General features: G+C 67.9%; 15 protein-coding genes and 3 tRNA genes. 4 read left to right on the top strand and 14 right to left on the bottom strand.

All coding sequences use genetic code 11. The annotated features are described in order from the left end of the window. Positions 1-23: 23 nt before the first annotated feature. The 3 genes from P3102_RS03055 to rplJ form a co-directional block, all read right to left on the bottom strand. The gene (locus tag P3102_RS03055) at positions 24-1,193 is read right to left on the bottom strand and encodes an ATP-binding cassette domain-containing protein (protein WP_276366350.1); all 1,170 of its coding nucleotides are present in this window, start codon (positions 1,191-1,193) and stop codon (positions 24-26) included. A gap of 510 nt (positions 1,194-1,703) precedes the next feature. Beyond that, positions 1,704-2,090 (bottom strand): 50S ribosomal protein L7/L12, encoded by a 387-nt coding sequence (gene rplL / locus P3102_RS03050; protein ID WP_276366348.1) that lies wholly within the window; start codon positions 2,088-2,090, stop codon positions 1,704-1,706. 48 nt (positions 2,091-2,138) lie between these two features. Then, positions 2,139-2,690 (bottom strand): 50S ribosomal protein L10, encoded by a 552-nt coding sequence (rplJ, locus tag P3102_RS03045; protein ID WP_276366346.1) that lies wholly within the window; start codon positions 2,688-2,690, stop codon positions 2,139-2,141. Positions 2,691-3,019: 329 nt separating this feature from the next. Here rplJ and P3102_RS03040 point away from each other — a divergent pair, with 329 nt between their 5' ends. Continuing rightward, complete coding sequence (locus tag P3102_RS03040; protein ID WP_276366344.1) at positions 3,020-3,865, top strand: hypothetical protein; 846 nt, start codon at positions 3,020-3,022, stop codon at positions 3,863-3,865. Positions 3,866-3,989: 124 nt separating this feature from the next. Here P3102_RS03040 and P3102_RS03035 read toward each other — a convergent pair whose 3' ends face one another. The 6 genes from P3102_RS03035 to P3102_RS03010 all read right to left on the bottom strand — a co-directional run bounded on the left by P3102_RS03035 (position 3,990) and on the right by P3102_RS03010 (position 7,626). Further along, positions 3,990-4,754 carry an alpha/beta hydrolase gene (locus P3102_RS03035; RefSeq protein ID WP_276366343.1) on the bottom strand — a complete coding sequence of 255 codons (765 nt, stop codon included), beginning with the start codon at positions 4,752-4,754 and terminating at the stop codon, positions 3,990-3,992. A 77-nt stretch (positions 4,755-4,831) separates the two neighbouring features. Continuing rightward, the gene (gene rplA / locus P3102_RS03030; protein ID WP_276366341.1) at positions 4,832-5,545 is read right to left on the bottom strand and encodes a 50S ribosomal protein L1; all 714 of its coding nucleotides are present in this window, start codon (positions 5,543-5,545) and stop codon (positions 4,832-4,834) included. Positions 5,546-5,627: 82 nt separating this feature from the next. Beyond that, positions 5,628-6,062: a 50S ribosomal protein L11 gene (gene rplK / locus P3102_RS03025; protein WP_076164368.1), complete on the bottom strand. Its 435-nt coding sequence runs from the start codon at positions 6,060-6,062 to the stop codon at positions 5,628-5,630. A 78-nt stretch (positions 6,063-6,140) separates the two neighbouring features. Beyond that, on the bottom strand, positions 6,141-6,995 hold the full coding sequence (gene nusG / locus P3102_RS03020) for a transcription termination/antitermination protein NusG (protein WP_276366339.1): 855 nt from the start codon (positions 6,993-6,995) through the stop codon (positions 6,141-6,143). Positions 6,996-7,073: 78 nt separating this feature from the next. Further along, positions 7,074-7,526, bottom strand: coding sequence for a preprotein translocase subunit SecE (gene secE, locus P3102_RS03015; RefSeq protein ID WP_276366337.1), 453 nt, complete (start codon positions 7,524-7,526; stop codon positions 7,074-7,076). 27 nt (positions 7,527-7,553) lie between these two features. Next, positions 7,554-7,626: transfer RNA gene (locus P3102_RS03010), tRNA-Trp, on the bottom strand. A gap of 206 nt (positions 7,627-7,832) precedes the next feature. Between P3102_RS03010 and P3102_RS03005 the strand changes: the two genes are divergently transcribed. The 3 genes from P3102_RS03005 to P3102_RS02995 all read left to right on the top strand — a co-directional run bounded on the left by P3102_RS03005 (position 7,833) and on the right by P3102_RS02995 (position 10,984). Continuing rightward, positions 7,833-9,062, top strand: a complete 1,230-nt coding sequence (locus tag P3102_RS03005; RefSeq protein ID WP_276366336.1) for a pyridoxal phosphate-dependent aminotransferase — start codon at positions 7,833-7,835, stop codon at positions 9,060-9,062. Further along, a complete protein-coding gene (locus tag P3102_RS03000; RefSeq protein ID WP_276366334.1) occupies positions 9,059-9,955 on the top strand; it encodes a TIGR03619 family F420-dependent LLM class oxidoreductase in 897 nt (298 codons plus the stop codon). The genes P3102_RS03005 and P3102_RS03000 overlap by 4 nt, the downstream gene beginning before the upstream one ends. An 87-nt stretch (positions 9,956-10,042) precedes the next feature. After that, complete coding sequence (locus P3102_RS02995) at positions 10,043-10,984, top strand: SGNH/GDSL hydrolase family protein (RefSeq protein WP_276366333.1); 942 nt, start codon at positions 10,043-10,045, stop codon at positions 10,982-10,984. Positions 10,985-11,105: 121 nt separating this feature from the next. Here the strand turns inward: P3102_RS02995 and P3102_RS02990 are convergent, their stop codons facing one another. The 5 genes from P3102_RS02990 to P3102_RS02970 all read right to left on the bottom strand — a co-directional run bounded on the left by P3102_RS02990 (position 11,106) and on the right by P3102_RS02970 (position 12,448). Further along, positions 11,106-11,510 carry a MaoC family dehydratase gene (locus P3102_RS02990; protein ID WP_276366329.1) on the bottom strand — a complete coding sequence of 135 codons (405 nt, stop codon included), beginning with the start codon at positions 11,508-11,510 and terminating at the stop codon, positions 11,106-11,108. Beyond that, positions 11,507-11,956: a MaoC family dehydratase N-terminal domain-containing protein gene (locus P3102_RS02985; protein WP_276366327.1), complete on the bottom strand. Its 450-nt coding sequence runs from the start codon at positions 11,954-11,956 to the stop codon at positions 11,507-11,509. The genes P3102_RS02990 and P3102_RS02985 overlap by 4 nt, the downstream gene beginning before the upstream one ends. Positions 11,957-12,042: 86 nt before the next feature. Further along, complete coding sequence (rpmG, locus tag P3102_RS02980; RefSeq protein ID WP_005152047.1) at positions 12,043-12,207, bottom strand: 50S ribosomal protein L33; 165 nt, start codon at positions 12,205-12,207, stop codon at positions 12,043-12,045. Positions 12,208-12,252: 45 nt separating this feature from the next. After that, a tRNA-Met gene (locus tag P3102_RS02975) sits at positions 12,253-12,325 on the bottom strand. Positions 12,326-12,375: 50 nt separating this feature from the next. Next, positions 12,376-12,448 (bottom strand) — tRNA-Thr (locus P3102_RS02970). Positions 12,449-12,484 lie beyond the last annotated feature (36 nt).

Raw genomic sequence — 12,484 nt, 5'->3', positions numbered from 1 at the left:
CTTCGCCGATGAAGCGGAAGAGCTCACGCGCCACCTGACCCCGGACCTTGTGGCCGCAAGCGGTGGTTGCCCGCTCTCCCGGGGTGCGGGAGGTGGGCGACCTGGTCGTCGGGCAGCTGCCCCTGGTGGTGGTTCGGCATCGAGCCGTCGCTCTGCGGTGCGCGGTGTCCCGCGGCGGCGAGCCGCTGCGGACGGACGCCGTAACGCTGCTGCTCCTCCGGGGAGAGCGACTCGATGATGCTCTCCTGCGCCTCGGGCGGCAGGCCGTGCAGGATCTGCATGACCCGGTCCTTGCGGCGGACCGCGCCCATCCGGGTCGGCACGCCGGGCGTCGGCTGCATCTGCGGCGGCACCCCGCTGACGTCCTCGACACCGCCCGAATGGTGACCGGCCTCGAACATCGCGCGCTCCGCGGCGAGCTGGGCCGAGTCCTTCTCCTCGCTCATGCCGATGGGGCCGTCCATCTTGCCGTTGAGGAACTGCTTGACGACCGGCTCCTCGCTGGTCAGCAGCACCTCGCGCGGGCCGAACATGACCAGTTCCTTACGGAAGAGCATGCCCAGGTTGTCCGGGACGGTGCGGGCGAGGTTGATGTTGTGCGTGACGATCAGGAACGTCGCGTCGATCTGCGCGTTGACGTCCAGGAAGAGCTGGGAGATGTAGGTGGTGCGGACCGGGTCGAGGCCGGAGTCCGGCTCGTCGACCAGGATGATCTGCGGGTCCAGCACGAGGGCGCGGGCGAGCCCGGCGCGCTTGCGCATACCGCCGGAGATCTCGCCGGGCAGCTTCTTGTCGGCGCCGTTGAGACCGGTCATCTCGAGCTTCTCGAGCACGATCCGGCGGACCTCGGTCTCCGACTTCTTCGTGTGCTCCCGCAGGGGGAACGCCACGTTGTCGTAGAGGTTCATCGACCCGAACAGCGCGCCGTCCTGGAAGAGGACACCGAAGAGCTTGCGTACCTCGTAGAGCTGGTGTTCGGAGCACGTCACGATGTCGACGCCGTTGATCATGCACCGGCCACGGTCCGGCTTGAGCAGACCGATCATCGACTTCAAGAAGACGGACTTACCGGTTCCGGACGGGCCGAGCATCGCCGAAACCTCGCCCGGAGGCAGGGTCAGCGTGACGTCCCGCCAGATGGCCTGCTTACCGAAGGACTTCGAAAGACCTTCGATGACCACCTCGGCACCCATCGCACCTCCAGGAGCTGTTCCGCGTCGTCGCGCACTGCCGTCCCGTGCCACTGGCCCGGGAGGACGCATGCGTTCGCGCAGCGATACCCGCGTCAACCAGGTGCAACGAGCTGAGTGCGAACAGGTTACTCACCAGTTTTCTTATCTGGCCAGACCCGCGGGTAACTTTTCGCGCCGTCCACCCCCGGCCCGTGCACCGCTGGCAGCACCGTAGTGCACGTCACTTCCACCCGCAGATCCACAAGCGGGCCTACCCAGGTGGGGGCGGTATCGCGTCGCGGTTAGCCCGCTGAACGCAGGTCAGCGGGGGGCGCGGGGGCCGGATCGCGTTTAGGGGGCTAAACGCGATCCGGCGTCCGGGGCGCGCTCAGGTACTTAGCCTGGCTACGCGTCGCGGTTAGCCCGCTGAAGTCGCTCCGGCCAGGAGACTGGAGACAGCGAAGGGGCGGGCATCCGGACTGGATGCCCGCCCCTTCGGCGGTGCTGCGGTGGGCGCTGACGCGCCAGGGATCACTTGATGGTGATCTTGGCGCCCGCGGCCTCGAGCTTCTCCTTGGCGGCCTCGGCGGCCTCCTTGTCGACCTTCTCCAGGAGGGCCTTGGGAGCGGCCTCGACCAGCTCCTTGGCCTCCTTCAGGCCCAGACCCGAGACGACCTCACGGACGACCTTGATGACCTGGATCTTCTTCTCACCAGCGGACTCGAGGACGACGTCGAACTCGTCCTGCTCCTCGGCGGCCGCGGCGGGGGCGGCACCCGGGGCGGCGGCGACGACGGCAGCCGGGGCGGCCGCGGTCACGTCGAAGGTGGTCTCGAATTCCTTCACGAACTCGGACAGCTCAAGAAGGGTGAGCTCCTTGAAGGCGTCGATCAGCTCGGTGGTGCTCAGCTTCGCCATGGTGGCTTTCCTCTCTGAAACGAACTAAAAGTTCGGGGTGGGGGGTGTTCAGCTCTCGGCGGGTGCTTCGGCTGCTTCGGTACCGGCGTTGCGCTGCTTGTCCTCCAGCGCGGCAGCCAGGCGAGCGACCTGAGACGCCGGCGCCTGGAACAGCGCGGCGGCCTGGGACAGCTTCGCCTTGAACGCGCCCGCCGCCTTGGCGAGCAGGACCTCACGGCTGTCGAGATCGGCGATCTTGGTGATCTCGTCCACGGACAGCGTCTTGCCGTCCATGTAACCGCCCTTGATCACAAGCGCGTTGTTGTCCTTCGCGAAGTCGCGAAGCGCCTTCGCGGCGTCAACAGCTTCACCTTCGACGAAGGCGATGGCGGTCGGGCCGACGAACAGGTCTTCGAGGCCCTCGATGCCCGCGTCCGTGGCGGCACGCTTGACGAGGGTGTTCTTCGCGACCCGGTACTTGGCACTGGTGCCGAGAGCGCGGCGCAGCTGGGACAGCTGGGACACGGAGAGGCCGGTGTACTGGGTAACGACTGTGGCCGAGCTGCTGCGGAAGCTCTCCGCGATCTCGGCGACGGCCGCCTCCTTGTCGGGCTTCGCCATGGTCGCCTCCTCTCTTGGCTAGTGGTCCACTGGCCTTGAGAGCCCCTGAAACGACGAAACGCCCCAGCGCAGACAGGCGCGGGGCGTCAGGGCACACGACGACGAACGTCGTGGGCGAGCCTCGTTCCTCCTGCGCGGGTCGCCCGCCCTAGCGGGGCCTTCGTTCTCCAGGCCAGACGACCAGGAGAAGACCAGCGGTCTTCGGTAGAACCTTGACAAGGGTACGTGACCCGGTTTCGGCCTTCGCACGGGCCCCTGCCGGAGCGCGTTCAGCGGGCTAAACGCGACCGGCGGAGTGCACAGGAGGGTTCGCGGGGCATCATGGTGACGTGGCGGAGCAGCGTGATGACGGAAAGCCGGGCAACGAGCCCGGCACGGACATCGAGCCCAAGGCGGGAGGTCGGCCCGCGCCCCGGCTGGACGAGGAGCAACTGCGCCAGTTCCAGCAGTTTCAGCAGTTCCAGGACTATCTGAAGTTCACCGAGGCACAGCAGCAGGGCCTGGTGCCAGCACGGCCGACGCAGCCCGTGACCCAGCACTACGGTGGACAAGTTCCAGGGCCTCCGGGACCGCCGCCCGGCGAACTCGTCAAGGCTTCTCGGCCGCGTGCGCCGCGCTGGCTGCGACGGCTGGGCGGAAAGCTTCTCGCCTGGGTCATCGTGATCCTGCTCATCTGTATCGGCGCGACCATCGCCTACCGGCAGATCTTTCCCAGCGACACCGGAGAGGACACGGCGACGTTCGTCCAGGGCGGCGGGGGCAAGCACCACACGAACCAGGTGCTTTCGACCAATCCCTGGGAAGCCGTGCGGGCCATCTACGACACGATCGGCAAGCCGTACCCACCCGGCACCCGGGTCGAGAAGGTCTGCCTGTCGATGAGCGAACAGGCGCAGGCCCAGTTCGCCCGCGACCTCGGCTACCCGGACTGCGCGACCGCGGTCCCGGCCCTGAACGCCAAGGTCACCGACATCACGCCGTACATCTACGCGGTACGCCCGATGTCGAGCGTGGTCCCGCGGCAGAACCTGACGATCCACTCGTGCTGGTACAACATCCGCGGCGGCCCCCTGCTGGGCAGCTTCACCCTGCAGGAAGTCGAGATGGGCCAGTGGCTGATCACCGGGCACGCGAACTCGCCCGAGCCCTGTCCCGCTCCCCCGACCGGCAGCTGACCTGGGCGTCCCGCCGCCGGATCGCGATCAGGGGGCTGAACGCAAGGGCGCGCCGGATCGCGTTCAGCCCGCTAAAGGCGACACGCCCCCCGGATCGCGATTAGGGGGCTAAAGTCGACGCGGGTCAGAGGTCGTGCGAGGTCAGGAAGCCGGTCAGCGCCGAGCCGAAGGCGGGGTGCATGACGGCGGCCAGGTGATCGCCGGGCACGCGGACGAGGCGGGCGCCGGCGATGGCGGCGGCCAGGCGTTCGGGTTCCGCGGCCAGGGGGTCGGTGTCGCCGGCGAGGATGAGGGTCGGCACGGCGATCGCCGTCAGGTCCAGCTTCGGATTCGCCGTGCCGCGGGCGACGGCCGCGAGCGCGATCCGGTCCGCCCGCAGCGCGTCGGCGAGGGCGCGGAAAGGCGCCGAAGACGGCGGAAGCGTCGAAGGGTCCTCCGCCAGCAGGGCTTCGCTGATCGCCTCCGGCGTGACGACGCGGGTGTCCACGCCGCCGAAGTCGACGATCCCCGAACCGACCCCGCCGATCGCCAGGCACCGGATCCGCGGGTCGGCGGCCACCGCGCCGAGCGCGATCATCGCGCCCATCGAGTAGCCGACCATCGACACCTCGTCGAGGTTCAGCGTGTCGAGCAACGCCGACACGTCGCGGACCATCGCGTCGCCGCCGTAGCTTGCCTCGTCGTGCGGCTTCGCCGACCGTCCGTGGCCGCGCGCGTCCAGGCCGATCACGGTCAGCCCCGCGTCCTGGAGGGTGTCGACGACGCCCGGCGCGATCCAGTTGGCGTTCGTGTCCGCGGCGAAGCCGTGCTGCAGCAGCACCGGCCGCCCCTTGCCTTCCCAAACGGTGTAGCTCAGCTGAAGCCCGTCGAACGACGCGAAGGTAGGCATGCCCTCAAGCAAACACGAAAAAGGGGCGGCCCCGCCGTAGCGGGACCGCCCTCTTCTCAGTGATGTCTAACTCAGACTCACGCGTCCTCGGAAAGGAGGTTGCGGGTCCGGGCGGGGTCGACCGGGACACCCGGGCCCATCGTCGTGGAGAGCGTGACCTTCTTCAGGTAGCGCCCCTTCGCCGACGACGGCTTGGCGCGGAGGACCTCGTCCAGCGCGGCCGCGTAGTTCTCCACCAGCTTCTCGGTGTCGAAAGAGGCCTTGCCGATGACGAAGTGCAGGTTGGCCTGCTTGTCCACGCGGAAGTTGATCTTACCGCCCTTGATGTCCGTCACGGCCTTCGCGACCGCGGGGGTCACGGTGCCGGTCTTCGGGTTCGGCATCAGGCCACGCGGGCCGAGGATACGGGCGATACGGCCGACCTTGGCCATCTGGTCCGGCGTCGCGATCGCGGCGTCGAATTCGAGCCAGCCACCCTGGATGCGCTCGATCAGTTCGTCGGTGCCGACCACGTCCGCGCCGGCGGCCTCGGCCTCGGCGGCCTTGTCACCAACGGCGAAAACGATGACGCGGGCGGTCTTACCGGTGCCGTGCGGCAGGTTCACGGTGCCGCGGACCATCTGGTCGGCCTTGCGAGGGTCGACACCGAGGCGCATCGCGACCTCGACGGTGGCGTCCATCTTCGCGGAGGAGGTCTCCTTGGCCAGCTTCGCGGCCTCGAGCGGGGCGTAGAGCCGCTCGCGGTCCACCAGCTCAAGAGCCTTGCGGTAGGCCTTGCTGTGCTTGGGCATTGCTTCTGTCCTTAACTGTTCAACGGATCAGTGTGGTGTTGGAGCCAGCACTTGGCTCTCCCACGATGGAGCCGGGTGGAACTCAGTCGACGACCGTGATGCCCATCGAGCGGGCGGTACCGGCGATGATCTTCGCGGCTTGGTCGACGTCGTGCGCGTTCAGGTCGGATTCCTTGGTCTTCGCGATGTCGCGGACCTGATCCCAAGTGACCTTGGCGACCTTGGTCTTGTGCGGCTCGCCGGAACCCTTCTCCACGCCCGCGGCCTTCAGCAGCAGCTTCGCGGCCGGCGGCGTCTTGAGCTTGAAGTCGAACGAACGGTCTTCGTACACGGAGATCTCGACCGGGACGACGTCCCCGCGCTGCGACTCGGTCGCGGCGTTGTAGGCCTTGCAGAACTCCATGATGTTGACGCCGTGCTGACCCAGCGCGGGGCCGACCGGCGGCGCGGGGTTGGCCGCACCCGCCTTGATCTGCAGCTTGATGATCGCCGCAAGCTTCTTCTTCTTGGGTGGCATTTCGTTGGTTCCTTCTTACTGACTTGAGTCCCCCGCACACCTGCCAGTACGCGGGGACTGCCGGCCGTCTGGCGGCCGTCAGATCTTGGAGACCTGGTTGAACGACAGCTCGACCGGGGTCTCCCGGCCGAAGATCGACACCAGGACCTTCAGCTTCTGTCCGTCCACGTTGACCTCGGAGATCGTCGCGGGCAGCGTCGCGAACGGACCGTCCATGACGGTGACCGACTCGCCGATCTCGAAGTCGACCTCGACCGCGGGGCCACCCAGCTGCGACTCGGAAGCGGCAGCCTCGCCCTTGCCGGGCTTGGCGGGCGCGGCCGTTTCGACCTTGGGCGCGAGGAACTTGAGCACCTCGTCCACGGTCAGCGGCGACGGACGCGACGTGGCACCGACGAACCCGGTGACACCCGGCGTGTTGCGGACCGCGCTCCACGAGGCGTCGTTCAGGTCCATCCGGACCAGGATGTAGCCGGGCAGCACCTTGCGCTGCACCTGCTTGCGCTGGCCGTTCTTGATCTCGGTGACCTCTTCGGTCGGGACCTCGATCTGGAAGATGTAGTCCTCGACGTCCAGGGTCTGGGTCCGGGTCTCGAGGTTGGTCTTCACCTTGTTCTCGTAACCCGCGTACGAATGCACGACGTACCACTCACCGGGAGCGGCGTTGAGTTCCGCGCGCATCTTCGCGACCGGGTCGACGTCCTCGGCCGCCTCGGGCTCGGTGGCGGTGTCGTCGGCAGCGGTGTCGTCGGTCTCGTCGGACGCCTCTTCGGCCTCCGCGACATCTCCGGCTTCGTCGACCTCGTCGCCTGCGGCGGGCACCTCGACGGAGTCCAGGTGCTCGGACTGCTCGTCGCCGAGTGCCGAGTGCACCTGCTCGTCGGAAAGCTCGGTCAGCTCATGACCGGCTGCTGTGCCGTTTTCGGAGGTCACGTTCCGTCCTCTCAGTTGATCGGTTGCCGTGGCACCGGGCAGGCGTGCGATGCCGCTCAGGCACCGCCAACGGCTGCCTCAGCTGCCGAAGACGGCACCGACGACCTCTTTGAAGGCCAGGTCGAGGCCGCTCACCAGCGCCACCATGAACACCACGAAGACCAGCACCACCGCGGTGTAGGTGACCATCTGCTTGCGGTTCGGCCAGATGACCTTGCGCAGCTCGGCCCAGACTTCACGGATGAAGCGCATCAGCCGGGCGAAGATCGACGCCTGCTTCGGCTTGCGATCGCGCCTCGGAGTCGCCGCGCCCTTGGCGTCCTTGGACTTCTCGGTCTTGTCCCCGGCCTTCGCCTTGCCGGCGGGGCGGGTCTTGTCGTCCGACTTGGCGTCGGCCTTACCGGACGGGCGCGCGGACGCACGGCGCTCACGCCGGGCAGCGGCGGTCACCGGGCGGGACTGTTCGTCGGGCTTCCGCCCGGCGCCGTCCTGCGCCTTCTCACCGCTGGCGTCGCTGTCGCTCACGACCACTCCTCCGCCTTCACCAGTTCGCTTACGCAGGGGTGACAGGACTTGAACCTGCAACCTGCGGTTTTGGAGACCGCTGCTCTGCCAATTGAGCTACACCCCTTTGGAGCCCCGATGCCCTGGAGCTCCCGAGGACGCATTCCATCGTCCCCACCGCCGTGGCGGGGACGACCGTAGTGCGTTCCGAGACCAGAAGTCTACGGCAACCCCGGAACAGCTTCGCAACCGCGCCCCGCAAAGCGGCGCGGAGCAGCCTTCCGCGAGGAAGTTCCCCCACGGCCGACCCCATGATCGTGCCACGATGTCGCCATGAGCGCTCCCGCACCCTCGTCTTCGCCGGCTTCCCGCGTCTCGGCCCGCGTCGGCGGCATCACGCCGTCGGCCACGCTGGCCGTCGACGCGAAGGCCCGGGCGCTCAAGGCGCAGGGTCGGCCGGTGATCGGCTTCGGCGCCGGTCAGCCGGACTTCCCCACCCCGGCCAACGTGCTCGAAGCCGCCGAAGCGGCCGTCCGCGACAAGGTCAATCACGGCTACACCGCCGCGGGCGGGCTGCCGGAGCTGCGTGAGGCGATCGCGGCGAAGACCGTGCGCGACTCCGGGTACGAGGTCGATCCCGGCCGTGTCCTGGTGACGAACGGCGGCAAGCAGGCGGTCCACTCGGCGTTCGCGACGCTGCTCGACCCGGGCGACGAGGTGCTGCTGCCCGCGCCGTACTGGACGACGTACCCGGAGTCGATCGCTCTCGCCGGCGGGGTTCCGGTGCAGGTCACGGCCGACGAGACGACGGGCTATCTGGTCACCGTCGAGCAGCTCGAGGCCGCGAGGACGCCGCGCACGAAGGTGCTGCTGTTCGTGTCGCCGTCGAACCCGACCGGCGCGGTGTACCCGCGCGAACAGGTCGAGGCGATCGGGCGCTGGGCGTACGAGAACGGCCTCTGGGTCATCACCGACGAGATCTACGAGCACCTGGTCTACGACGGCGCCGAAGCGCTCTCGATGCCCGTCCTGGTACCGGAACTCGCCGACCGGACGATCGTCCTCAACGGGGTGGCGAAGACGTACTCGATGACCGGCTGGCGGGTGGGCTGGCTGCTCGGCCCGCAGGACGTGGTCAAGGCGGCGACGGCGTACCAATCGCACTTGTGCGGCAACGTTTCGAACGTCGCGCAGCGGGCCGCGCTGGCCGCGGTGAGCGGTCCGCTCGACGCCGTTCACGCGATGCGCGAAGCGTTCGATTCCCGGCGAAAGACGGCGTTTTCCCTGCTCTCCGGGATTCCCGGTGTCGAAGCTCCGGTGCCGCTCGGCGCCTTCTATCTCTATCCGTCGGTGAAAGCGTTGCTGGGCAAAGAGATCCGCGGTGAGCGGCCGGCCGACACGGTCGCGCTGGCCGATCTGCTCCTGCGCGAGGCCGAAGTCGCCGTGGTGCCCGGCGAGGCGTTCGGCACGCCGGGGTACTTCCGGATTTCCTATGCGCTGAACGAAAACGATCTCGCCGAAGGAATTTCCAGGCTGGGCCTGCTGCTCGCGGAAGCACGGTGACCGTGATGCGCCTCGGAATCGCCCTTCCGCAGTACGGCCCCCTCGCTTCCCTCGATGCCGTCACCGGTTTCGCCGCGGCCGCCGAGAAGCTCGGGTACGAGTCGCTGTGGGTCGGGGATCGCGTGCTGGCGCCGGTTTCGCCGTCGGACTTCTACCCCGGCGGCACCCCGGAACGGCCGTACCCGCCGGAGTTCGTCACCTTCGCGGATCCGCTGATCCTGCTGACGGCGGCCGCGACCGTCACCGAGACGATCCGGCTCGGCACCAGCACGCTCACCGGAACGGTGTATCCAGCCGTGGTGCTCGCCCGGATGCTCACCTCACTGGACCAGGTGAGTGGCGGCCGGCTGGATGTCGGGTTGGGCACCGGCTGGCTTCGCGACGAGTACACCGCGACGGGCACGCCCTGGAAGGGCCGCGGCAAGCAACTGGAAGAGCTCCTCGACGTCCTTCGGAAGTTCTGGACCGACGATCCGGTCGAGCACGAAGGCGATCGCTGGCGGATCCCGCCGTCGAAGGTGGGACTGCGCCCGGCGCAGAGTCCGCATCCGCCGTTGTTGCTGGGTGGGCTCTCGGCAGCGGCGCTGGACCGCGTCGGCCGCCGCGCCGACGGCTGGTTGCCCGCCGGACTGCCCGCGCCCTACCTCGCGAAACTCTGGGAAACCGTGGTGAGCGCGGCCGAGAAGGCGGGCCGCGACCCCGGTGCGCTGCGGCGAGTGCTGCGGATCAACCCGAAACCCGGCACGGACCTCGAGGACGTCGCCGCCCAGCTGGCGGCGGCCGCCGAAACCGGGATCAGCGAGGCCTTCGTCGACCCCCACTACCTCGCACGGGACGTCACCCACGCCCTCGACCTCGCCGCCGGGCTGCGGGACCTCGTCCCGAAAGGGTGAAGGCCTTTATCTCCATATCGACTGTGATCCACATCTCATCGGACGCGAGATCACCCGTTCACCGGTGCTTCCCCGACGGTCGGACCGATGACAAAAGCGACCCGGGTCGCGTACAACGAACGGGTGACGCAGCGGAGAACTGGCGGAGGCTGCCTCTTCCTGGTGATCGTGCTGTCCGTGCTGGGGATCGCTTACCACCTGTGGGAGCGGGGGACGTCGGTGACACCGGCGGGGGTCACCACTTCGGACGGCTCGGGCCGGTATGTGGCGCTGGGCGATTCCTACACGGCTTCGCCGGGCACTGGGCGGCCGGCGGGCGCCCCGGCGGGTTGCGACCGCTCGGACAACAACTATCCGAGCCTCCTGGCCGCGAAGCTGCGTCCGGCCGAGTTCGTCGATGTCAGCTGCGGTGGCGCCACGACCGAACACCTCACCGGCAAACAGAAGACCCGTGACGGCACGAACGCTCCGCAGCTCGACGCCGTCGATGGCGACACGACACTGGTGACCGTCGGGATCGGCGGCAACGACGTGGGCTTCGTCGGCTTTGCGAGCCAGTGCACGACGCAGCAGCAGACCGCTTCGCCCTGCAAGACCCAGCTGACCGCAGGGGGCCGCGACCAGCTCGCCGAGCGGATCACCGCCGCCGCGGACCGGCTTGGCGGAATCCTGGACCAGATCCGCTCGAAGGCCTCCTCGGCGCGCATCGTGGTCGTCGGGTACCCGACGGTGCTTCCGGACGACGACGCCGGCTGCTGGCCGGTCCTGCCGGTCGGCGCGGGAGACGTGGCCTACTTCCGCGACTCGCTCAAGCGGCTGAACACGACACTGCAGGAGACGGCGAAGGAGCACGAAGCGGGCTTCGCCGACATGTCGACCGCGAGCAAGGGCCGGGAAATGTGCAGCGCCGCGAACCGGCGCTGGGTCGAAGGCCCCGCGCCCTCGGTCCCCGCCGCGCCGCTGCACCCGAACGCCCGGGGCGCGGAAGGCATGGCGGAGGTCATCGAAAAGCTGCTCAAGATCGCGTAGGGCTCGGCGTTTCACCACAGCCCTCTTGACCTGCGAAAAGGGAGCAAGGGACCTTTGCTATCGCTTATTTAGGCAGGCTAAGCGACGGTAGCAAAGGTCCCTTGCTCTCGCTTTGAAGACGTCAGGCGCGGACGACCGCCTGCGCCTTGCCCAGGACGGTCTTGCCCTCGAACTTGGCGGTGATGTCGACGCGGGCGGTGCCGTCGTCGTTGACCACGGCGACCTTCCCGGTGAACTCGATCGTCGCGGTGCCGTCGTTCGGCACGACCACGGGGCGCGTGAAGCGCGCGAAGTAGTCGATGAGGCGGCCGGGGTCGCCGAGCCAGTCGGTGACGAGCCGCGCCCCGAGTGCCATGGTCAGCATCCCGTGCGCGATGACGTCCGGCAGGCCGACCTCCTTGGCGAAGGTCTCGTTCCAGTGGATGGGGTTGAAGTCCAGCGAAGCGCCGGCGTAGCGCACCAGTTGTTCCCTGGTGACGTCGACGGTCAGCGGTGTCAGTTCTTCTCCGGCGGTGAACGTGCTCACGCGCCCTCCCCTCGGACCACGAGTTGGGCGTTCGTGGTGGCGATCGGGCCGCCGTCGGCGCCGGAGATCTCGGCGCGCAGGTTGATGAAGTCGTTCCCGGCGCGGGTCATGATGGTGTCGATGTACGTGGTGAGCGACAGGACGTCGCCCGCGTGCACCGGCCGTGTGTAGGTGAACCGCTGGTCGCCGTGCACCATCCGCGAGTAGTCGAGCCCCAGCTCCGGGTCGGAGACGATCGCGTTGATCGAAGCGAGGTTGATGATGGTGAGGAACGTCGGCGGCGCGATGACGTCGGGGTGACCGGCCGCCTTCGCCGCTTCGGTGTCGCGGTAGAGCGGGTTCGTGTCGCCGAGCGCTTCGGCGAACTCCCTGATCTTCTCGCGACTCACTTCATAGGTACTGGTCGGCGGGTACACCCGCCCGGTGAACGACTGGTCCAAGGCCACCCGAGCAGGTTACAGACCCGAAAACACCCGAAGCCGCCCTGGTGACCAGGGCGGCTTCGGGCAAGACTGATAGAACCGCCAGACGCTCAGCGGGTCTCTTTGTGAGTCCGGTGCGTACCGCAGTTCGGGCAGAACTTCTTCATCTCCAGGCGATCCGGGTTGTTGCGCCGGTTCTTCTTGGTGATGTAGTTGCGGTGCTTGCACTCCTCACACGCGAGCGTGATCTTCGGTCGCACGTCAGTGGCAGCCACAGCATTTCCTTCTCTACTAGGCCTGGGATACCCAGGATTACCGCGTAGCGGTGGCCGGACTTGAACCGGCGACACAGCGATTATGAGCCGCTTGCTCTGCCAGCTGAGCTACACCGCCCTTACATAACCCTAACCGCGACACGCTTGCGTGACGCGGTTGAGGTTGCGAGCCCCTTTACGGAATCGAACCGTAGACCTTTTCCTTACCATGGAAACGCTCTACCGACTGAGCTAAAGGGGCCTTGCCCTCTCGCGAGGACTTGGAAAGACTAGCAGG

This window comes from Amycolatopsis sp. QT-25 (assembly GCF_029369745.1).
GTDB lineage: Bacteria > Actinomycetota > Actinomycetes > Mycobacteriales > Pseudonocardiaceae > Amycolatopsis.
The sequence above is the reverse complement of the archived record's forward strand: the minus strand, read 5'-3'. Positions and strand labels throughout refer to the sequence as shown.